The 22304-nt window shown below is 61.3% G+C and carries 19 protein-coding genes; 8 read left to right on the plus strand and 11 right to left on the minus strand.

The genetic code is table 11. The features are described from left to right. Positions 1-5: 5 nt before the first annotated feature. Positions 6-821 carry a sugar phosphate isomerase/epimerase family protein gene (locus HK439_RS21295; protein ID WP_190293497.1) on the plus strand — a complete coding sequence of 272 codons (816 nt, stop codon included), beginning with the start codon at positions 6-8 and terminating at the stop codon, positions 819-821. A gap of 71 nt (positions 822-892) precedes the next feature. Here the strand turns inward: HK439_RS21295 and HK439_RS21300 are convergent, their stop codons facing one another. The 5 genes from HK439_RS21300 to HK439_RS21320 form a co-directional block, all read right to left on the minus strand. Next, positions 893-1615, minus strand: a complete 723-nt coding sequence (locus tag HK439_RS21300) for an SDR family oxidoreductase (RefSeq protein ID WP_190293498.1) — start codon at positions 1613-1615, stop codon at positions 893-895. A 61-nt stretch (positions 1616-1676) separates the two neighbouring features. After that, positions 1677-3134: an aldehyde dehydrogenase family protein gene (locus tag HK439_RS21305; RefSeq protein ID WP_190293499.1), complete on the minus strand. Its 1458-nt coding sequence runs from the start codon at positions 3132-3134 to the stop codon at positions 1677-1679. A gap of 21 nt (positions 3135-3155) precedes the next feature. Next, entirely contained in the window at positions 3156-5690 is a 2535-nt protein-coding gene (locus HK439_RS21310; RefSeq protein WP_190293500.1) for a branched-chain amino acid ABC transporter ATP-binding protein/permease, read from the minus strand. Continuing rightward, entirely contained in the window at positions 5690-6565 is an 876-nt protein-coding gene (locus HK439_RS21315; protein ID WP_190293501.1) for a branched-chain amino acid ABC transporter permease, read from the minus strand. The genes HK439_RS21310 and HK439_RS21315 overlap by 1 nt, the downstream gene beginning before the upstream one ends. Before the next feature lie 199 nt (positions 6566-6764). Beyond that, positions 6765-8030: an ABC transporter substrate-binding protein gene (locus tag HK439_RS21320; protein ID WP_190293502.1), complete on the minus strand. Its 1266-nt coding sequence runs from the start codon at positions 8028-8030 to the stop codon at positions 6765-6767. A 187-nt stretch (positions 8031-8217) separates the two neighbouring features. On the opposite strand from HK439_RS21320, the gene HK439_RS21325 reads away from it, so the two are divergent. Continuing rightward, positions 8218-9195 (plus strand): LysR substrate-binding domain-containing protein, encoded by a 978-nt coding sequence (locus tag HK439_RS21325; RefSeq protein WP_190293503.1) that lies wholly within the window; start codon positions 8218-8220, stop codon positions 9193-9195. 71 nt (positions 9196-9266) lie between these two features. On the opposite strand, the gene HK439_RS21330 is transcribed toward HK439_RS21325, so the two are convergent. Genes HK439_RS21330 through HK439_RS21340 form a run of 3 tightly spaced genes read right to left on the minus strand, consistent with a single transcriptional unit; the run spans position 9267 to position 13194 of the window. Then, positions 9267-9635 carry a cupin domain-containing protein gene (locus HK439_RS21330; protein ID WP_190293504.1) on the minus strand — a complete coding sequence of 123 codons (369 nt, stop codon included), beginning with the start codon at positions 9633-9635 and terminating at the stop codon, positions 9267-9269. Positions 9636-9656: 21 nt separating this feature from the next. After that, entirely contained in the window at positions 9657-11447 is a 1791-nt protein-coding gene (locus HK439_RS21335) for a thiamine pyrophosphate-binding protein (protein ID WP_190293505.1), read from the minus strand. A gap of 10 nt (positions 11448-11457) precedes the next feature. After that, the gene (locus HK439_RS21340; protein WP_190293506.1) at positions 11458-13194 is read right to left on the minus strand and encodes an FAD-dependent oxidoreductase; all 1737 of its coding nucleotides are present in this window, start codon (positions 13192-13194) and stop codon (positions 11458-11460) included. A gap of 1323 nt (positions 13195-14517) precedes the next feature. On the opposite strand from HK439_RS21340, the gene HK439_RS21345 reads away from it, so the two are divergent. The 6 genes from HK439_RS21345 to sseA all read left to right on the plus strand — a co-directional run bounded on the left by HK439_RS21345 (position 14518) and on the right by sseA (position 20161). After that, the gene (locus HK439_RS21345) at positions 14518-15111 is read left to right on the plus strand and encodes a hypothetical protein (RefSeq protein ID WP_209011975.1); all 594 of its coding nucleotides are present in this window, start codon (positions 14518-14520) and stop codon (positions 15109-15111) included. Between the two features lie 302 nt (positions 15112-15413). Continuing rightward, positions 15414-16448 (plus strand): cysteine synthase A, encoded by a 1035-nt coding sequence (locus tag HK439_RS21350; protein ID WP_190293507.1) that lies wholly within the window; start codon positions 15414-15416, stop codon positions 16446-16448. A gap of 22 nt (positions 16449-16470) precedes the next feature. Then, positions 16471-17961 (plus strand): cardiolipin synthase, encoded by a 1491-nt coding sequence (cls, locus tag HK439_RS21355; RefSeq protein WP_190293508.1) that lies wholly within the window; start codon positions 16471-16473, stop codon positions 17959-17961. 113 nt (positions 17962-18074) lie between these two features. Further along, complete coding sequence (locus tag HK439_RS21360) at positions 18075-18791, plus strand: alanyl-tRNA editing protein (RefSeq protein ID WP_190293509.1); 717 nt, start codon at positions 18075-18077, stop codon at positions 18789-18791. A 35-nt stretch (positions 18792-18826) separates the two neighbouring features. Next, positions 18827-19303: a GFA family protein gene (locus HK439_RS21365; protein ID WP_190293510.1), complete on the plus strand. Its 477-nt coding sequence runs from the start codon at positions 18827-18829 to the stop codon at positions 19301-19303. Positions 19304-19318: 15 nt separating this feature from the next. Then, positions 19319-20161, plus strand: a complete 843-nt coding sequence (sseA, locus tag HK439_RS21370) for a 3-mercaptopyruvate sulfurtransferase (RefSeq protein WP_190293511.1) — start codon at positions 19319-19321, stop codon at positions 20159-20161. A 20-nt stretch (positions 20162-20181) separates the two neighbouring features. Here the strand turns inward: sseA and HK439_RS21375 are convergent, their stop codons facing one another. From HK439_RS21375 to HK439_RS21385, 3 genes are all read right to left on the minus strand, one after another. Beyond that, a complete protein-coding gene (locus HK439_RS21375; protein ID WP_190293512.1) occupies positions 20182-20622 on the minus strand; it encodes an META domain-containing protein in 441 nt (146 codons plus the stop codon). 112 nt (positions 20623-20734) lie between these two features. Continuing rightward, positions 20735-21418, minus strand: a complete 684-nt coding sequence (locus HK439_RS21380) for a TIGR02117 family protein (RefSeq protein ID WP_209011976.1) — start codon at positions 21416-21418, stop codon at positions 20735-20737. Positions 21419-21469: 51 nt separating this feature from the next. Then, entirely contained in the window at positions 21470-22273 is an 804-nt protein-coding gene (locus HK439_RS21385; protein WP_328804214.1) for an amino acid ABC transporter ATP-binding protein, read from the minus strand. Positions 22274-22304 lie beyond the last annotated feature (31 nt).

Below are 22304 nucleotides of genomic sequence, written 5' to 3' on the forward strand. Positions count from 1 at the left end.
GCACAATGACGACGATTGGCAATCGCTTCGGCGTGAACACCTATTCCTACACGCAGACCATGACGGCAGGCGCATGCCTGCGCCATCTGGCGGACGAAGGCGTGGAGGAAATCGAGCTGATGCTGTTTCCCGGACATATCTGGCCGGGCGACAGTCCCGATGCGGTCATGGACGCCCGCAAGGCGCTTGCCGATGGTGGTTTGAAGCTCACCAGCATCAACACCCCGAACATCGACCTGAACATTGCCGCGGCCGCGGAAGAAATGCGGCGCGCGAGCCTTGAGCTCAACAGCGCGTTTCTGCATCTCGGCTCGGACCTTGGCGCCAAAGCCATGATCCTCGGCCCGGGCAAGCCCAATCCGCTGTTTCCGCTGCCGAGCGCTGTTCTGGAAGGCTATTTCTTCCAGGCCCTCGATACGCTTCTGCCCCTGGCGGCACGTCTTGATATCGAAATCTGGATAGAGAACATGCCCTTCGCCTTCCTGCCGGATGCGGAGAGCCTGATGGCGTCGCTTGCGCGCTACGGCGAGGCGGATCTGAAGATCTGCTACGACGTCGCCAACGGCCATTTCATCGGAGAAGAACCGGTCGAGGGACTGAAGACGGTCGCCTCCCGCCTTGCCCTCGTCCATCTGTCGGATACCACCCGCCAGACGTTCCGCCACGATGCGGTCGGCGAAGGCGATCTCGATTTCGAGGTCCTGCCGGATGCAATTGCCGCCGTCGGCCATGAGGAACGCCCCGTTCTGGAAATCATTTCCAGATCCCCCGAACGGGACTTCCCCCGATCCGTCGCCGCCCTGAAAAACTACGGCTTCTGAAAGAAAAAACCCGGCCGCAAATGCGGCCGGGCAAGGAGGGAAAAAGCTGCTTTCCCACTAAGATGCAGGCTTCAGATCATCCCGCCGTTCGGCTGGACAATCTGGCCAAGCACCCAGGACGCCTTGTCGGAGGCAAGGAACGCCACGACCTCGGCGATTTCCTCCGGCTGGCCGACCCGGTTCAGCGGGCTCATGGCGGCCGACCGCTTCAACGCTTCTTCGTTCTTGCCGGCGCGGAAGAGATCCGTATCGACCGGACCCGGCGCCACGCCGTTGACCCGCACGCCGCGGCCCGCCAGTTCCTTCGACATGGACCGGATCAGACACTCCACCGCCGCCTTGGTGGCGCTGTAGGGGCCGACGCCCGGCACCGCGTTGCGGACAAGCGAGGTGGTGGTGGCAATGATCGTGCCGTTGTCAGCCACCTGACGGGCCGCTTCGGCGAGAATGTTGAAGGCGCCAACGATATTGACTTCGACCAGCTTGCGGAAATTGTCCGGATCGAACTGGGCCATGGGCCCGGGGGGCACATTGATGCCGGCATTGGCCAGCACGCAGCTCGGCGCGCCGCCGAAGTCCTTCGCCACATCGGCAAACACCTTCGCGACCTCTTCCGGCTTGGTGATGTCGACCTTGTAGCCCTGGACCCGGGTGCCTGCAGCAGCGGTCACCGCATCCGGCTCAGAGCTCACATAGGTATAGGCGACGTCGAACCCGTCTTCGTTCAGTTTCTTCACGCAGGCCGCGCCAATGCCCCGCGACCCGCCGAAGACGATGGCGATTTTCTTGCTCATGACTGTTTCCTTGTTGTGGCCGGCAGGCCGCACCTGCCGGCAATCCGATTGAGTGTGAGGTTCAAGTTAGTGAAATCGTGATGATGCGCTCTTCCGTCATCTCGTGAACCGCATAATACGGCCCTTCCCGACCGAACCCGCTGTCCTTGGAGCCGCCGTAAGGCATCATGTCCACGCGTGAACTGGAGGTCTCGTTGATGTGGACGCCACCGACCTCGAGTTTCAGTGCGGTAGTGAACGCATCCTTGATCCGGTTGGTGAAAATGCCCGACGCCAGACCGAACGGTGTCGAATTGACCCGGTCGATCGCCTCGTCCAGCGTATCGAACGGCACCAGGCAGACGACCGGACCGAAGATTTCGCAGGCGCCGACATTCATCGAGGCATCGATATCGGTCAGAAGCGTCGGCGCCAAGACTGCACCTTCGCGCGTTCCGCCGGCAAGTATCCGCGCCCCCTTGGCGACGGCTTCGGCAATCCAGCTTTCGATCCGGATCGCTTCCTTTTCGGAAATCAACGGCCCGACGAACGTATCCGGGTTTTCCGGATCGCCGTAGGACAGGGCCTTGACCTTCGCCGTCAACCGGTCCTGGACATCCGCCATGACCTTCCGGTCGACCATAAGGATCTGGACGGAGGTGCACACCTGCCCCGCCTTGCGGTAACCCGCATTGACGACCTTGGTGAGGGCCGTATCCAGGTCCGCGTCGTCGCACACCAGCGTGAAGGCAATCGAGCCGAGTTCCATCTGCGTCCGCCGCAGGCCGGCCGCCTTCTGAATGCTCCGGCCGACCTCCGTGCTGCCGGTGAAGGCGAAAAACCGCACCCGGTCATCCCCAAGCAGCGCTTCGGCGATCCTGCCCCTGCCCTGAACCAGAGACAGGAAGCCTTTCGGCATGCCGGCTTCGACCAGAACCTCGACCAGTTTCATCGCCGTGAGAGGCGTGTTGCTGGACGGCTTCAGAATGACCGAATTGCCTGCGGCGAAGGCCGGCGCGATCTTGTGGGTCACGGTATTGAGCGGTGCATTGAACGGCGTGATCGCGGCAACCACCCCCAGCGGCACCCGGACCGTGAACGCCAGCCGACCGGCCTGGTTCGGCGCGCCTTCCAGCGGAATGACGTCCCCGGCAAGCCGCCGGGCTTCTTCCGCCGAAAGCCGAAGGGTCTGGATGCAGCGATTGACCTCGCCGCCCGCGTCCGCCGCGGTAAAGCCCGCTTCCTGCTGCATGATGCGGATGAAGCTGTCCCGGCGTTCGGCGATCAGCACCGCAGCCTTGTCGAGGATCACGCCGCGCTCGTAAGCGACCGGAGCGCCAGCCCTGAAAGCCGCGTGAGCGCTGTCGATCACCTTGACGATCTGTTCATCGCTCGGCGACGAAATGCTGGCCATGGGTTGAAGCGTGTATTTGTTCAGGAGCGTGAACGGCTCCCCTTCGCCCGGTTCCCAGTTGCCGTCGATATAGAGCGGAAAAGTCTCCGACTGACCCAACTCAAAACTGTCTCGCATATCATTCATGATGGATCCTTTCCTGCCGGGTCAAAGCCAGAGGATTTCTTTTCTGTAGTCGATGTCGGTCAAAAGGGCCTCAGCCGGGCCTTCGTGGAACACCGCGCCGCGTTCGAGCGCGAAGACCCGGTCGGACAGAGCCAGAACGAGATCCAGATTGTGCTCCACGATCAGGATCGGCAGCTCCTGCCGCAACTTGTCGAAGACGGTGAAGAGTTCCTCCACGATCGCCGGCGCCAGCCCTTCGAAGGGTTCGTCCAGGAGCAGGAGCTTCACATTGCCCGAAAGCGCCCGGGCTACCGCCAGCATCTGCTGTTCGCCGCCGGACAGGAAGTCGGCCGGCGTGTGATAGCGTTCCTTCAGGCGCGGGAACATGTCGAGGATCTTCTCCTCGCTCCACACGACCGCGCCGTCTCCATCCGTCGCACGCGCCAGACGGCCGAGCGCGAGGTTGTCGCCGACGCTCATGCCGGAGAAGATGCCCCTGCCTTGCGGAACATAGCCGACACCGGCGCGCGCGATATCCGGCGCGGACAGGCCGACCAGTTCCTGGCCGTCGAAGCGGATGCTGCCGGTTTTCGGCGGCACGAGGCCTGCGAGGCTCTTCAGCAGCGTGGACTTGCCGGCCCCGTTCCGGCCGAGCAGCGCCACGATCTCCCCTTTGCGGATATTCAGGGTCGCGTCGTTGAGAATATGGCTCTTGCCGTAGAAGGTGTTGATGCCGTCGATCTTCAGCAGAGGTTCTGCCGCCGTGTCCTGGCCACCCATTCGGCCGGTGACCGGCGGCGTGCCGGTGCCGGTGTAGATTTCCTGCACCTGCTTGTCGGCACGTACCGCTTCCGGATCGCCGGTCATCAGGACTTCGCCCTGGTTCATGACCGTGACTTCGTGGGAGAGAGACAACACCCGGTCCAGATCGTGCTCGACAATGAGGACCGGAATGTTTTCCGCCATCCGCCGGACCAGGCTGGAAACGCGCTCGCGTTCGGCCGCAGCCAGGCCGGCCAGCGGCTCGTCCAGCAGCAGGATCTGCGGCTTGGACGCCAGCGCGATTCCGAGATCGACCAGACGCTGACCGCCGTAGGACAGGTCGCCGCCGTTGATATCCTCGATCCCTTCCAGTCCGAGGAACTTCGTCAGCTCTTCCGTATGCTCATGCACATCGTTGTAGCTATCGATATCCCGCCAGAAATTGTACCGGCACGGATGCTTGGCCTGGACGGAAAGGCGCAGGTTCTCGTAGATCGACACCCCTTCGAAGAGATTGGTGATCTGGAACGACCGGGCCAGCCCCTTTTCCGCAATCCGGTTGGCCGGCAGCCCTTCGATGCGGTCGCCATTGAGCCTGACCGCACCCCCGTCGGGCGGGAACATGCCGGAGATCAGGTTGAAGGTGGTGGTCTTGCCGGCCCCGTTCGGTCCGATCAGGGCATGGATCTGGCCGCTGTCGACCGCCAGGGACACGTGATTGACCGCCTTGTACCCGCCGAAGCTCTTGTCGATGTTTTCCACCTGAAGCACCGGACCGGAGCGAGGCTTCGGCCGCAGGAACCCGGGCAGCGGGAGGCCGTCATAGATCTTCCGCCGGCTCATCGCCGCCGTTTCCTCCGGCGCCGGCCGCAGCTTGTTGCGGATCTGGCCCCAGATACCGGCGATACCGCCCGGCGAGTAGAGCACGAAGGCGACGAAGATCAGCCCGAACCAGAGCAGCCAGTTGCCCGTCCAGATGGAGAACATCTCGCGGAACAGGATGTAGAACATCACCCCGATCGCCGGACCGAGGATATTGTTCATGCCGCCGATGACGACCATAGCCAGCAATTCGCCGGAAAACGCGACCGATGTGGTCTCCGCCGACACCAGATAGTGCTCGAAGCCCGACAGCGCCCCGGCAAGACCGGTGATGACGGCGGAAAGAATGAACGAAATCAGCTTGTAGCGCTGGATGTCATAGCCCTGGAACGCCGCACGTTGCTGATTTTCGCGGATTGCGACCAGCACATGGCCGAACGGCGAACGCAGCAGGCGGATCATGGCAAAGAGCACCAGGGCCGCCACAACGGCAACGAACCCGTAGTAGCTGATGCTGTCATCGAGATCGATCGGTCCGATCGTCCCCCGCGCCAGATTGCCCAGACCGTCCTCGCCGCCGGTCACTTCAGTCCAGCGGAAGGCGATTGTGTAGCTGAGCGCAACCAGCGCCAGGGTCAGAAGGGCGAAATAAACGCCCCTACGCCGCAGGATCAGAATGCCGATCACCAGCGCCATCGCCGCGACGAAGGCCATCGAAAGAAGGATCGGCAGAATGATCTGGTCGGCGAATAGATTACGCTGGGCGAGAGCGGCGGCGTAGGCACCCATGCCGAACCACATCGAATGGCCGAAGGAATGCAGGCCCGTATAGCCGACCAGCAGATTGAGGCCGATGGCGGCAATCGCGAGGATCACCACGACGGACGCCGTGTTCACCGTGAGACCGATCAGCGGCATCAGCAGCGGCAGGACCACCATCACGGCCACGGCGATCCAAAGCGGCCGGTATTTTTGCAGAAGTGTCGTTTTCATTATTCGAATTTCTCGATCCGCTCACCCAGAAGCCCGCGCGGACGGAACATGAGCACCAGGAACATGAGGACGTAGATGGAAGCGGCACCTGCCGCCGGATAGAAATAGATGGTCACCCCGCGGACAACGCCGACGAGAAGGGCTGCGAGGATCACGCCCCAGAAGCTGCCGAGCCCGCCGATGATGACGACGACGAAGGCGACCGTGATGATTTCCGCGCCCATGGCGGGATGAACGATGGTGATAGGGGCAAACAGGGCGCCGCCAAGGGCCGCAATCCCGACACCGAGCACAATGACCGTGGTCATGTAGGGCTGCAGCCTGATGCCAAGTGCCGCGACCATGTCGGGCTGCTGGATGCCGGCGCGCACCACACGGCCGAAGGAGGTCTTGTTCAAGAGCAGCCAGATGCCGGTCAGGACGACAATCACGACGCCGAGAAGGAACAGCCGGTACTTGGAAAACAGGAAGTCGCCGATGAACACCGGACCTTTCAGCGCCTGCGGCAGGGAAACCGGGATCGGGGCAGCCCCCCAGATAATCCGGATCAGCTGTTCGCCCACCATGGCAAGGCCGAAGGTGACGAGCAGACTGAGAATGGGATCCGCCCGGTAGAACCTGCGCAGGATGAACCGCTCGAACAGAATTCCGAGCAAACCGACAATCACGGGCGACAGGACCGCCCCGCCGGCGAAGCCGAAAACCCTGGCGATCTCGATCGAGATATAGGCACCGATCGCGTAGAAGGCGCCATGTGACAGGTTCACGATGCCGCCCACGCTGAAAATCAGCGACAGGCCAAGGGCGATAAGCAGGTAATAGCCTCCGAGAACGAGACCATTCACCACCTGCTCCATCAGGAAGACGAACTGCATGTCAATTTCCGAAACATGGGCACGGCGTTCTGAGCGTCGCACTGCCCCGACCGTTCCACTGCGAGGGCCCCTGCCCTCGCAGTCCGGATGTCGGAGGGGTTTCGACTAGCGGGACCCGTGAGATCCGCCGCGCAACTTTCCTAAGGACGGGCGTCGAACGACGCCCGTCCCGATTCAGGTCTTCAGATCGTGAAGCGGATCAGAGCTTGCATCCGTTCTGTTCGACCGTCGGGAAGATCGATTCCAGCGGCTCATCGGGCCCCGGAACCGGATCACCGAGAACGATCATGTCGTGCTCGTTTTCCGCTTTCTCGTCGACGGTAAAGGCAAAGGCTTCCTGGATCAGCTGGTGATCGCCAGCGCGGAAGTAGCCGTCCCGGTTCTTCAGAAGATCGAACTTCTGACCGGATTCCAGATACTCGATCAGGTCCGGCGTGCCGACGGACTGGGTATCGCCCATCGCCTTGGCCATGATCCTCATCGCCACGAAGGAAATCCAGGAATGGTTTTCCGGCAGCTTGCCATAGGCTTCCTTGAACGCGGACACATAGGCCTGCGACCCTTCGGTCTGCAGCGTATCGTACCACGGGGTCGGCCATGTGCCGCTCAGGTTGCCGATGCCGGCCGCCCAGGCGTCGGCGGTGTTCAGGTTGAAGCCGACCGTCGGGAACGGCAGACCGTATTCGGCATACTGCTTGACGAAATTGGTCACCTGGTTGCCGGCGAGGTTCAGGCAGACCACGTCGGGCTGGGCCTGGCGGATCTTCAAGAGGTAGGGGCTGAAGTCCGTCACGTCGGTTGCCACCAGATCATCGGAAACCAGAATGCCGCCATTGGCATCGAAGAAGGCCTTCGCCGCCCGCAGCAGATCGTGTCCGAAGACGTAATCGGCCGTCAGGGTCACGAATTTCTTGCCATCGACCATGCCCTCACGCTTGAGGGCGCCACCGACCGCATTCACCATCACGGTGTTCGGAATATCGGTGCAGAACATGTACTTGGAGCAGCTGTTGCCACGCAGGGTGTCGGAGCGCGGTCCGACGGCGATGAACAGTTTCTTGTTGCGCTCTGCGACCTGGGAAATCGCCCGCGCAGATGCGGAGCTGATTTCACCGATCAGGAAGTCGACATTATCCTGCTCGATCATGCGCTGCGCCTTGGTGGTCGCGACATCCGGATTGATCGAATCTTCGGAGATCAGTTCAAGCATCTTGCCGTTGACGCCGCCGGCAGCGTTGATCTGGTCGACGGAAAGCTTGATGCCGAGCGTGGCATATTCGCCGAGAACGCCCAGGAAGCCGGTTTTCGGGGTCAGGTGACCGACCTTGATGACGTCCTGCGCCCTGAGGATGCCCGGCATCCCGAGAACGGAACCGGCCGCGATCCCGGCCGCGCCGAGTTTCAATGCCGAGCGGCGGGTCACCAGGCTGCTGCCGGCCCCACCTGAACTGTTGCGATTAGTCATGGTATTTCCTCCCATTGTGCACGATCCACTGAGAAATATTGTTTTTCAGGTTATTCGCGCTGATCTTCGGACCAGCTTGGTCGATGATGGGCGGATTGTAGAAAATCCTTTTTTTTGGCGGAAATATTAAATAGAGAGACGGGTTATAAGGTGGACTTATGGCTAAAACAGGAGTTAGATCGTCAACATGTTAGACACGCGCCAACTCCGTTATTTTGTCCAGATCGTTGAAAGCGGCAGCCTGTCCAAGGCGTCCCGCCAGTTGCTGATCGCCCAGCCGGCGCTCAGCCAGCAGCTTGCAAAGCTGGAGGATGAGGTCGGCAAGCCGCTCCTGCACCGCTCGTCGAAGGGAGTCTCGCCGACCGAAAACGGCCTGGCGCTCTATCACCATGCCCGTTTCATGCTGCGTCAGCTCGACCAGGCGCTGTCGATCGCCCGCAGCGATACCGGAGCCGTCCAGGGCATGGTGTCGGTAGGCCTGCCCGCCACGACCGTCGCGACCATCGGGCTCAATCTCGTCCGCAAGATCCGGGAACGCTACCCGAGCATTCTGCTCAATGTGGTGGAAGGCATGAGCGGACACATCGGCCATCTGATGCGCCTCGGCCAGCTCGATCTGGCCGTGCTGTTTTCCAGCGACATCTCCTCCGAGCTGACCGTCGAGCCGCTCCTGATCGAAGAACTCTTCGTCATGATCCCGAAGCACAGCAAACTCGTGCCCGCGGGACGGACCTCCATCACCATCGAGGAGGCCTCGCAAATTCCGCTGATTCTGCCGACCGGCTCGCACGGGCTCAGGCAGCGGATCGCGGCGGAATTCGAGAACCGGGGTCTGTCGACCAACGTGGTCGCGGAAATCGATTCCCTGTCCCTGCTGATGAACTGCGTCTATGACGACATCGGCGCCACCATCAAGCCGATGGGCGCCGTCATGCAGGAAGGGGCAAGGGGCCGCCAGTGGCGCTGCCTGCCGATTTCGGATGCCCGGTTTCGGCGCCGCAACTTCCTCTATTCCCTTGCCCCCGAACATCTGTCGACGGCCGCAGCGGTCGTCGCGAAGGAGCTGAAGGAAACGACCGAGGAACTGATTGAAAACCGGGAATGGGAAGGCTTCGAGGACAATTCCGTGCTGCGCACACTGGCGTCTTCAAGCGTCATGATCTGATACGCACCTGACATGATTTCGGCGCGGAACCCATCCACGCCGAAGCTCATTTCTAAAAGGCCAACTCCGGCCTATTCGTCCTTCAGCGGCGTGGTGACGACGATGAAGGTCAGATCGCCCAGTCCGGAGTTCTGGATCGAATGCCAGCAGCCCGGCGGAATGAAGATGACGTCGTGCTTGCGCACCACCTTCGTTTCGTCGTCGATCTCCATCAGGCCCTCGCCATCGAGAATGTGATAGACCTGCTCCTGCACCTTGTGGACATGGCGCTCCACATAGGCCATCGGCTGGTAGGTGGAGATCCGGTAGTCGAGCTGCTGTGATCCCGTGGTATCCGGATGCACCAGAGCCTTGGACAGCGCACTGCCGAAATGCCCCGGAAACTGCTGCCACGGCTCTTCTGCGATATTGCGGATACATGCCTTGCCTTTGTCGGCCATTCGTTTTCTCCCTCAAAATCCTTAGGTCGCATCGCCCGGACGCCAGGGCCCGCCGAACACCGGCTGCTTCGGCACGATCGGCGGCAATTCCCAGGCACCGGTCGCCGGCGGCCTGATATCGGCATCCACATGAACGTCGATCAGGGCCGGACGGTTGGCGGCGATCGCCTGTTCCAGCACGCCCGCGAAGTCCTGCGACCGGGTGACGGTGTAGCCGTCGACCCCGGCCGCCCGCGCCCAGGCGGCAAAGTCCGGGTTGTACGGTTCGTGGTTCGGCCCCTGATAGAAGGCGGTGCCATATTCGCGGCCGTCGAAGTAGGCGTATTGCAGGTCGCGGATCGCACCCCAGGCGAAATTGTTCCACACGATCCAGACCACGGGAATGTTGTATTCCACCGCCGTGCACAGCACATGCGGCACCATGGTGAACCCACCGTCGCCGCAGACGGAAATCACCGGCCGGTCGGGAGCGGCGAGTTTCGCACCCAGCGCCGAACTCGGACCGAAGCCCATGCCGGAATAACCCCAGGTGTTCAGCATCGACTGCGGCCGGCGCGATTCCCAGAACTGCATGAACCAGTTGTGGTGAATGCCGGAATCCAGGGTGATGATACCGTCGTCGGGCAGGATCTTGCGGCAGTCGGCAACGATCCGCTCCGGCCGGATCGGCGAACTGTGCATGTCAAAACCGGGCTGCACGAAGGTGTCCCACTCGGCCTTCCAGCCGGCAATCTGGGAGCGCCAGCCGTCCAGACGCCCGCCGGCTCCGACATTGCGCCGGTCGAGTTCGCTGAGCACCTGGCGCAGGAAAGCCCTGGCGTCGGCGAGAATGCCCATGTCCGGCGGATAGTTGCGGCCGATTTCCGCATGATCGACATCGACATGGATCAACTTGGTTTCCGGGAAATTCCAGGAATAACCCGGCATCCAGGATGAGGCGGAACGGTCGTCAAAGCGCGCGCCCACGGCCAGAACCAGATCGGCATGACGGCCGGCCTGGTTGGCCTGATAGGCGCCGTTGCGTCCGATAAAGCCCAGCGACAGCTCGTTGCGCATGTCCATACAGCCCATGCCGTTCGGCGAGCTGATCACCGGAATCGACAGCCGCTCGGCCAGGGCGACCAGTTCGCCTGCGGCTTCCGACAGGGTCACGCCGTGACCGATGAAGATCACCGGGCGCTCCGCGGCCAGAAGCCAGTCGGTTGCCTGGGCAATATCGGCTTCGCTCGCGCCGCTGCGCCGGGAATTGAACCCGGCCCAGGCCGGCTCTTCCTTGACCTCGGCCTCTTCGATGAAAAGGTTGTAGGGCACATCGAGATTGACCGGGCCCGGACGGCCGCTGGTCATGGTCTGGGCCGCCTGACGCATGGCGAGCGGCAGCATTTCCACCCGTGTCGGTTGGAATGACCGTTTCACCACCGGCTTGATGACGTTGTTGAAATCCGCCTGATGATGCTGGTTCAGTTCCTGAAACGGCCCCCGGTTGAACTGGGAGGTCGGCACGTTGGCCGTGATCGAAAACACCGCCGAGGAATCGGTCTGCGCCACCGCCAGGCCCATGATCAGGTTGGCCGACCCCGGGCCGGTCGATGTCAGGGTCGCGGCCGGCTTGTGGCTGACCCGGAAGAAACCGTCGGCCATATGGGCCGCGGTCTGCTCGTGACGGGGCGAGACCAGCTTGACCTCGTCCTTCACGTCATAAAGGGAGTCCAGAAGCCCCACATTGCCGTGGCCGCAGATCCCGAAGACGTAAGGAATCTTCTCCTTGACCAGAAATTCGGCGATGAGGTCGCCGCCCTTGCGTTTCGTCATGTTTCCTCGCCTAAGCGTTTTCTCTTGAGATGGAAATGGCGGTGTCGACAGCGGCCGCATGGCGCGCCGCGATCCAACCAAAAGTCATGGCCTGGCCCAGCTGGGCGCCGGCACCGGGATATTCGCCGCCGAATGCGGATTGCATGTCGTTGCCGCACACATAGAGCCCCGGGATCGGCGTTCCGTCGCCATCCAGGGCCTGCGCATTTTCGTTCGCAACGAGCCCCCGGCTGGTGCCGAGCGGTGTCGGCCAGACGGCGACCGCATAAAACGGGGCTTTCGCGATCGAGCCGATACAGGGGTTCGGCTTGACCTCCCCGTCGCCATTGCTGCGGTCGTAAATGGTCTCGCCTTTGAAAAACTCCGGATCGCGGCCGTTCTTTGCATACCCGTTGTAGCGGCTGACGGTGGCTTCCAGGGCGTCTGCCGGGACACCGATTTCCCGGGCGAGCTCGGCAATGGTCGCCCCCGTCTTCAGGTGGCCGCTCGCCACGTATTTGCGCAAATCCGGGGTGCGCGGTCGAATGAGACCGAGACCGTATTTGCGGATAAAGGCCCGGTCGACCACCAGCCAGGCCGGCACCGCCGCACCGTTGCCCCCGCGCGCATACATGGCGCGGACGAATTCGTGATAGGAAACCGCCTCGTTGGTGAACCGATTGCCGGACCCATCGACCGCGATCAGGCCGGGCTTCGAGCGGTCGAGCACGATGTGCGGATAGACTGCCGTGGACCCGTCCGGCCGCTTCATGATGGAACTCGGAAACCACTGGGCATTGTCCAGGCCCTTCGGCCCGAGCACCGCACCCGCGGCAAGCCCCAGATCCAGCGTCCTGCCGATGCAGCCGGGCGCTGCCGGGGTATACTGCGCCACCGGTTCGGGAAGGTTTTCGGCCCGCTTTTCCGCACTCGCCGGAAACCCGCCACCGGCGAGAACAACGCCCCGGCGGGCGACAATGCGCGCAAGGCGCCCGTTCCGGACCATTTCCACACCGGCAATCCGGCCGTTTTCGGAAATAAGCCTCGTGGTTTCCGCTTCGGTCAGCACCCTCACCTGCCGCTCCTGCAGCGCCTTGAGCAAACGGGCGACAAGCGCATTGCCGAGCACCAGCCGGGTGCCGCGCTTGTAGGTGAGCTTTTCCGCAAGGAACCGCGCAACCAGCCGCAACCCGAGCCACATGGCGGCGGGATCCCGGTCCGCGCGCAGCAGCTTGAACGCCTCGGCGCGGGTAACCATCAGGCCGCCGAACAGCATGAGTTCCGGCAACGGCCAGGCAAGGCGCTCGAAATCCTCGCCTAGCTCCCGGCCGTCGAAGGCCAAGGGCTCCAGAGGCCGCCCGCCGGAGGCCGCACCCGCAACGTCCTGGCGGTAATCCGGTGCGGCCATATAGGGCCTGAAACACAGGTCCGCACGGGCCTCCAGATCCGCCAGCATCTTCGGCGCCGCATCCAGAAAAGCCTGCCACATCCGCCGGTCGCCGCGTTCGCCGACCAGACCGGACAGATAGGTTTCGGCCCGTTCGCGGTCGCCTTCGATCCCTTCCGCCCGCATCAGGTGATTGTCCGGCACCCAGACCGTGCCCGAAGACCGTGCGCTTGTTCCCCCGATGACAGTCTGGTGCTCGAGCACCAGTACATCGAGCCCGGCGAGCGACGCAGACAGGGCCGCCGTCAGCCCGCCCGCGCCGCTGCCGAGAACGACGAGATCGGTCTCCATGATGGACTGAAACTGTTTTTCGGGGCTCATGTGCTGCACGGCTCAAGCGTTCCCGGTCACCACGCGTAGGGAAACTGTCGGCTTCATCCACGCCGGAAAGCGACGATCTGATGCGCCTTCAAAGTCTCTCCCGCACTGGAGCATCGTCGAACGCCTGCCATTGTTCTTATTGACGAAAGCAGTCTGACCGACGCCTCCCTTTTCGACCGGCAATGTAGACTACTGCCCGCTCTCCGAAAAATATCAAATATCGAAGGGGGTATAAGCCGCGCATATAGGTCGTACCAAAAGCGGGAGACGCCGGGAATCCGGGTAAGAAGAAACGCATCGGGTCCCTGGGAACCAAGCGCCGTGCAAGACTGATTATCCGCAGATGCGACCACCGGACTTAAGCTTGTTGATTCACGTACCCGATCGCGTTCTACAGAGCCAGATCTCCGATTTCCCGCATCGGTTGTCCGGGATACAACCGAAAGATCGTTCGTTTACAGAATCTCCGGCGGCCGATTCAGGCAAAAATAGCCAGACAAAAAGATAAACGCACAAAATTCATCTACCGTAGATGGAGCATATTTGGCTGATATATCATAAGGTATTTCAATTATTTATGATAGTTTCAAACATGACCCGGCAAACCAGATCGCACCGCAATCGTAATTTTGACAATATTGATGGAATCACAAACTTCCAATTCTATCCATGAAAGAGTTGCCGTCATGGAGGATACGTTACCACAGTATAGAGATCCGGCTCTTCACCAACGAACGACAAAAGAATAGGCAGAAATATAATCTGCCCAAGTAATACCCTAACTCCTGCGAGCAGTTGGCATCCTTGAAATCAAAGGGTCTGAGCAGCCCGATGGCTCAGCGGAACCGGAACAACAACGATCAACATGCCCCGCCGGCCATATTGTTCTTGAAGCGCGTGCCCCATCGACTGCCCTTCAGGACACTGGAACGACCCCGTTCCCCAGGCAGCCGCAGGGCTGCTTCTTTTTTGCTTCCGAATTTCCTCACGGTTTTCTGGTGGCCCCACACCGCAATGTAACCCATGAGCGCAAAACCAATTTCCTCACGCAAACTGACACTTGGCAGAAATAACGATCCAAAAGTGTCGATATGCCACTTCTTCCCTAGAGGAATTTTCCCAAAATACACACTGGTTAACAAATCGTGATCAAAATCGAGGAGTTTTGTGATTCATATTACACCTTTTGTCCGGTTTGTGGTGCAATAATGGCAAAATAGTGTCGACGCCAAATGGAACCCGGAGACCGCAAAGCGGTTATACATAAACAGATATCCGGATACAGAAACGTCGAAACGGTCATAGCTGCCTTGGGAGGCGCAAATGTACCAGTTGATAAAGAGCATTGGACTCGCCGTATGTCTCGCCGCCGGTTTTACGGTAGGTGCGAGCGCCGCATCTCTTCCGCAGGAAACGATCAACCTGCCGGAAGACAATCTTGCCGTGACGGTCGCCTCCGCCACGCCGGAGGAAGCAGATCCGCTTGATAGCGAACTCACCATCTGGGTCGGCGAGATCGAAATCCATGGCCGGAAGGCCGTCTGGGTCGAATTGATCGATTCCTACGGTGAGGTGATCTACGATTCCGAAGTCGGCACGAACGAGACTCATCTTCTTCCGGACGGCCGGGCGATTGTGGTCAGTTCCATGGACCCGGCAACGACAGTCGCCAAGACGGATGAATCGCGTGTCCAGACCGACGGACAGCTCGTCTTCACACGCCGCATCGTTCAGGAAGGCGATCAGGCAACCACTATCGAGTTCATCGAGGCCAAGCCCGCAGACGATGAGCCCTCGACCGAACCGATGGCCAGCCTTGGCGAAACTATCTGGAACAAAGTCATGGCCTTCTTCCATGCCGCAGCCACCCGCGTCCAGGTCGCATGGAACTGGCTCTTCGGCACGGCTCAGGTCTAGACCACCTGAAAATTTCATTCCCCCCCGCGAACCGCGGCCTGACCCACGGGTCGGGCCGCTTTTTTTTCAATCACCGCTTGGGACGGAAAAAGGCACAGTTTTTCGCCCTGTGCTCATTCTCCGGATCTGCATTCCCGGCTCACGCGATTTCGCAAACGTTCCAGTGAGCCGATCCGGCCGATCGTGGAATCGCGGAATGCCGCGCAAGAGACGATTTCTCCCGCGAAGTTGCGCAGCAAACTTGAACAAAGCCGGCAGGCGGATTAGGTCATGTGAAGAATAACAAGCTTTGGGAACGCCTCATGACCGTGTGTCCTTCCGTTGTCGACGCGATCGGCAACACGCCCCTGATCCGGCTGAATCGGCTTTCAGAAGAAACCGGCTGCGAAATACTCGGCAAGGCGGAGTTCATGAACCCCGGACAATCGGTCAAGGACAGGCCGGCCCGGCAGATGATCCTTGAGGCCGAAGCCCGCGGCGATCTGAAACCCGGTGGCCTGATCGTCGAAGGAACCGCCGGCAACACCGGGATCGGCCTTGCGCTCGTGGCCAGCGCCCGCGGCTACCGGACGGTCATCGTCATTCCCGAAACGCAGACCCAGGAAAAAAAGGACATGCTGCGCCTGTGCGGGGCCGAACTCCTGGAAGTCCCGGCGAAGCCCTATTCCGATCCGAACAACTATCAGCACGTGGCCCGCAGGCTGGCCGAAGAGCTGGCGAAGACCGAGCCCAACGGCGTTCTCTTTGCCGACCAGTGGAACAACCTGGATAACCGCAAGGCTCACTACCTGACAACGGGGCCGGAAATCCTGGAACAGACGGACGGCAAAGTCGACGGTTTCATCTGTGCCGTGGGATCCGGCGGCACTCTTGCCGGTGTCTCGACCTATCTTCGCGAACAGAAACCGGACATTGCCATCGGCTGCGCCGACCCGCTGGGCGCCGGCATGTATCACCTGTTCAAGGACGGCGAGGCAAAGGCAACCGATGGCGGCTCCATTGCCGAAGGGATCGGTCTCGGCCGGTCGACGCCGATCGTCGGCGACATCAAGGTCGAGTATCCCTATGCCATTCCGGACGAGGAAGCCCTGCCCCTGGTCTTCGATCTGGCGGAAAAGGAAGGCCTGCTTCTCGGCGGTTCGACAGCCATCAACCTGGCCGGCGCCCGGCGTCTGGCCCGGGATCTGGGCCCAGGGCATACCATTGTCACCATCCTGTGCGATCATGGCACCCGCAGCCAGTCCAAACTCTACAATCCGGAGTTCCTGCGCTCCAAGAACCTGCCCGTTCCGGGCTGGCTTGAACGAACGGGCACGCTGAAGGCGCCATTCGTCTGAAATCGGCGGCAAGGATCGCGCAATGGACCCGACGACCCAGGATGGCAGGCTGATCTCCGACGCGGTCCATGATGCGACCGTCGTGGACACGGTGGCCAACAATCTCGGCATCGTCGCAGCGATCGCCTTTTGTTTTTATGTCGCCGCCTTTGTCTGCGCGGTCCGGGAAATCATGAACAGCCGGACATCTCAAGGGTCAATCGCCTGGCTGCTATCGCTTTTTTTCCTGCCCTTTCCGACAGTTCCCCTCTATCTCGTCTTCGGCTGGAAGTCGTTCGGCGACTATATTCGGATCCAGTCCGATCTGGGCCGGCTTGGACGGCGCAAGCGTGCCGAACGCATGGCGCTGACCGATCAGGAGGAAACCCGCCAGTGGCCGGTGCTTTCGAAAATCGCCGGCCTCCCGTTTCTTGCCGGAAACAGCTGCGATCTCCTGATTGACGGCGAGGCGACGTTCAATTCGATCCTGGAGGGGATCGCCAGGGCCCGTCACACGATCCTGGTTCAGTTCTTCATCTTTCGGGACGACAATCTCGGCCGTCAGTTCGCCGATGCCCTGATCGAACGGGCAAAGGACGGTTTGACCGTCTATCTGCTTTACGACGAGGTCGGATGCAACGGCCTGCCCGGGGCCTATATGAAACGGCTGCGCGAGGCCGGAATTCACGTCAGCGGCTTCAACGAACAGCATCGTTATCTGCGCATGCTCGGCCCCATGCGTCTGAATTACCGCAACCACCGCAAGATCGTCGTTACCGATTTCTCCAGCGCCTGGGTCGGCGGCCACAACGTCGCCGACGAATATATGGGACGGTTGGAGAAATTCGGCCGATGGCGCGACACCCATGTCAAGGTGACGGGTCCGTCTGCACTCGCCTGTGCCCTGTCGTTCCTGGAAGACTGGAAATGGGCCAACGGCGAGGAAATCTCGTTCGAAAAGATCGATCATATCGCCCAGCCGGGTGATGAGCCTGTTCTGGTGATGCCGACGGGTCCGGCCGATGACATGGAGGATTGCTCCATCGCCTTTGCGGAAGCCGCAGCACGGGCCCGCAAACGGCTGTGGATCACCTCGCCCTACTTCGTGCCGTCCATGGATATCCAGACGGCCCTTTATGCCGCGGCCATGCGCGGTGTCGACGTGCGCATCCTCTTGCCTGAAAAGGCTGACCACACCACCGTCTGGCTTGCCAGCCACGCCCATGCGGACACCATGGTCGACCGGGGCATCAAGGTCTATCGCTATACGGACGGCTTCCTGCACCAGAAGGTAACGCTGGTCGACGACGACCTGGCATCGATCGGCACGGTCAACTTCGACAACCGGTCCTTCCGCATCAATTTCGAAATCACCTTGTGGTTTACCCATGAGCGCATGATCGAGAAGGTAAGCCGGATGCTGGAAGAGGACTTTGCCTGCTCTCGGCAGACCGGGCCCGACGACCTGGACAAGAGAAGCTACGCCTTCCGCGTGATCGCCAAGGGCGCCCAGCTCCTGTCGCCGGTGCTGTGACCGTCCACGTCCCGCAGTCTTGAGATGACACTTTCGCGGCGAAAGGTGCTTGCAACCGCGCGCGTTCATTGCTCAATTGACCTCCCGAACCCTATCACTTCCAGGAGAGAGCGATGACCGAGCCCCTGTTCCGCGACGACGCCTATTTGCGGACCTGCGAAGCGGACGTGGTGCGGGTAAACGACCGCGGCGGAATTCTGCTCGACCGGACGATCTTCTATGCGACCGGCGGCGGCCAGCCCGGCGATACCGGGCACCTGGAACTGGACGACGGCAGCAGGATTGAAATCGCAACCACCGTCTATGACGAGGACCGGACCGGGATTGTCCACGTTCCGGCCGAGGGCCAGAACCTTCCCGAGCCCGGGACCAAAGTCGTCGCTCACCTGGACTGGGCCCGGCGGTACAGGCTCATGCGCATGCACACCGCCCTTCATCTTCTGTCCGTCGCCCTGCCCTATCCCGTGACCGGCGGCCAGATCGGCGATCCGGAAGGCCGGCTCGATTTCGACGTGGCAGACGGACAGATCGACCGGGAGGCGCTGGTCGAAACGCTCAATACCCTTGCCTCCGGCGATCATGAAGTCACGTCCGAATGGATCACGGACGAGGAACTGGACGCCAATCCGGGGCTGGTGAAGACCATGTCGGTCAAGCCGCCCCGCGGATCCGGCAAGGTCCGGCTGGTGCGCATCGGCGGCGATGTCGATCTTCAGCCCTGTGGCGGCACCCATGTCCAGCGCACGTCCGAAATCGGTCGCCTCGAACTCGGCAAGATCGAGAACAAGGGCAAGCAGAACCGCCGGGTGCGCATCCGCCTCACGGACTGAACATCTGACCGGCAAACCCGGGAGGGACAGGATCCATGAAACTCCAAGGAAGCTGCCAGTGCGGCGCCGTCTCCTTTTCTCTGGAGAGCAGGACGCCCTACCCCTACATGCGCTGCTATTGCTCCGTCTGCCGGAAAACCGACGGCGGCGGAGGCTATGCCATCAATCTGATGGGGGAAGCCGCAAGCCTTGATGTTCATGACGACACAGGCGCGAAACGCTCCTTTCGCGCCGTGATCGACGGCCAGGAGAGCGTCGCCGAGCGGCATTTCTGCAGCCGGTGCGGAACCTCTCTCTGGCTGTGGGACCCGCGCTGGCCGGAGCTGATCCATCCCCTGGCCTCCGCCATTGATACACCTTTGCCGCGACCGCCGGAGACAGTGCATATCATGCTGGAGTACAAACCTTCCTGGGTGGAGGTTCCCGAAGGACCGGGGCATATTCATTTCCAGCGCTACCCGGAGCTCTCCATCGAGGACTGGCACAAGTCCCACGGGCTCTTTGAAACTTGAGGAACAGGAAACGCCATGACCGAAAATCTGCTTGTCAGCACCGAATGGCTTGCAGAGCATCTGGACGCGCCGGATCTGGTCGTCCTGGACGCCTCGATGTATCTGCCCAATGCCGGCCGTGACGCCAATGCGGAATACAGGGCGGAACATATTCCCGGAGCCATCCGGTTCGACATCGACGACATCAGCGATCCGAACTCGGACCTGCCCCACACCCTGCCCGCGCCCCATGTGTTTTCCTCGAAGATGCGCAAGCTCGGCATCGGCGACGGCCAGACCGTGGTGGTCTACGATTCCGCGGGATTCTATTCCGCCCCGCGCGCCTGGTGGATGTTCAAGGTCATGGGCGCGGAACAGGTCTTCATACTGAACGGCGGACTGCCAAAGTGGAAAGCCGAAGGTCGCCCGGTCGAGGATGGCACCTTAACCCGTCCCGAGCGGCATTTCACCGCCCGCTTCAATCACGGCGCCGTGGCGGATCTCGACGACGTCAAGCAGATGATCAAGGACAAGAGCCGCCAGATCCTCGACGCACGGCCTGCCGCCCGGTTCAAGGCGGAAGTGCCCGAGCCGCGGGCCGGCCTGCGCGGCGGCCACATGCCCGGCGCCTTCAATACGCCTTCGACCGGTTTCACAGCCGAGGACGGCACCTTCCTTGCACCGGACCGGCTGAAAGAGATCTTTTCCGATGCGGGCGTCGATCTGGAAAAGCCCGTCACGACCAGTTGCGGCTCCGGCGTTACGGCCGCGGTCATTTCCCTCGCTCTCACGCTCGTCGGCCACAAGGATCACACCCTTTACGACGGATCCTGGACCGAATGGGGCGGCCGGGACGACACCGAGGTGGTGACGGACTGACCCGCCAGGGTCAGGGTCCATTATTTTCCGGCTGACAGGCGCACGACCTCATCGCCCGTACCGTTCATGAGCACAAGCAACTGGTTATCCGAATCCAGGCGGAAATCGCGGACGGCGGATATCGCCTTGAGCAGAGCCTGCTCCTGGGTGAGAACATTCGGCGGACAGGCCTTGCGGGTCACAGCCAGCGGGCCGATCCTGAACCCGTCTTCGTTGCTGTAGGGACCGAACAGGGAATTGCACCCGCCGGACCCGTCAACGGTTCCCGATCCCTCGAATTCCAGGCTGGCTCCGATCCCGGGATCGACCGGCTCGCCGGAGATCGCCTCGACCCGCCAGACCGCGACAAGGCCGGCAGGCACGTCCTGCCCCGCCGCTCTGTCGGCCTGGCCTGACACAAGAGCGGCGCAAAGCGCGATCCCGCCGCAAACCGCCTTCCATCGTTCCCGGACGATCCGCATGCATTTCTCCCGAGGCTGTTACCGCGACCCAGCAATACCGCCTCGAAAATAACGTAACGTAAATATAAGCAACACGGGCGGCCGGCGGCGGAACATATGGCCGACGGGACGCCTATGGCGAATTATGCAGCCCAATTGACCACAAAAGCCCCGCCGGGAGCGGTGTCCACCAGCCGGTGGTCAGCCCCCCATCCCGCAGTATCCGCGCGGTCCAGGTGTTGCAGCCGTTCAAGGCGTTGAAGGTGCCCTTCGCCGGAAAGAAGGCATCATGGGCCGTGTAGCTCACACCTTCGAGCGCCCTGCGGGAGCCATCCTCTCGGAGCGCAAAATCCTGCCGGATCGCCTCGGTCATATTCCAGAAACCGTTGGCCGAAAGGCTCAGGCTGCGAACATCGGGAGCTTGCGTGTCGATATGTCCGGCGCGGGCGACGTGCATCACGGACCTGTCGAGCGTAAGCGCTGCGACAACCGGCCCGGGCTTGAGATCCGCCCAGTTCGGCGTTTCCACGTAAAAGCGGCGCGATCCCCACCCGAAAATGACCCATTGAACGCCGGGGTAATCGAGTTCCAGCCCGCCTGTGCTGACAAAGCCGAATGCCTTGAGCACGTCCGGTATCGCAGGCAATGCGATATCGGTATGGATCGGGTTCGACAGCAACAGGATCGTGCGTGCGGCGCCAGGGTCAGCGGCGTCCGCCCGCGCCCCGCCTGACGGCCCGCGGGGAACGACGATCCCGAGTACGCCCAGGAAAACAAGGCCGAAAACGAAAATTGCGAGGCCCGTGAGGCCTCGCAATATCCATGAAACGATAGCGGTAACAATGCCGTTTTGGGGCAAATCCCGTCCTCAGTGATGCAGGATCTGGCTGAGGAAGAGCTGCGTGCGCTCGTGCTGGGGATTGGTGAAGAACTCTTCCGGTTCGTTCTGTTCGACGATCTGCCCCGCATCCATGAAGATCACCCGGTTGGCGACCTTGCGGGCGAACCCCATTTCGTGGGTCACGCAGAGCATGGTCATGCCTTCCTCGGCGAGCCCCACCATCACGTCGAGCACTTCCTTGATCATTTCCGGATCAAGCGCCGACGTCGGCTCATCGAACAGCATGATCTTCGGGCTCATGCACAGCGAGCGGGCGATCGCCACGCGCTGCTGCTGACCGCCGGAGAGCTGGCCCGGATATTTGTTGGCCTGTTCCGGGATCTTCACCCGCTCCAGGTAGTGCATGGCGATGTCTTCGGCTTCCTTCTTCGGCATCTTGCGCACCCAGATCGGGGCCAGCGTGCAGTTCTCAAGGATGGTCAGATGCGGAAACAGGTTGAAGTGCTGGAAGCACATGCCGACTTCGCGGCGGATCTCATCGATCTTTTTCAGGTCATCGGTGAGTTCGGTGCCCTGAACGATGATCTGGCCGCTCTGGTGTTCCTCCAGCCGGTTGATGCAGCGGATCATTGTCGACTTGCCGGAGCCGGAAGGTCCGCAGATGACGATCCGTTCGCCGCCCATCACCTTCAGATTGATGTCGCGCAGCACGTGGAAGTCACCGTACCACTTGTTCATGTTGATGATTTCAACGGCCACATCCGTATCCGAGACCTTCATTCTCGAACGGTCGGCGGCCAGATCGTCGTTTTTTACAGCGTTTTCACTCATGAGTGTCTACTCCATGAAATTCGTCATCGAC

The sequence above is a fragment of the Roseibium aggregatum genome (assembly GCF_014692675.1).
GTDB classification, from domain to species: Bacteria; Pseudomonadota; Alphaproteobacteria; order Rhizobiales; family Stappiaceae; genus Roseibium; species Roseibium aggregatum_C.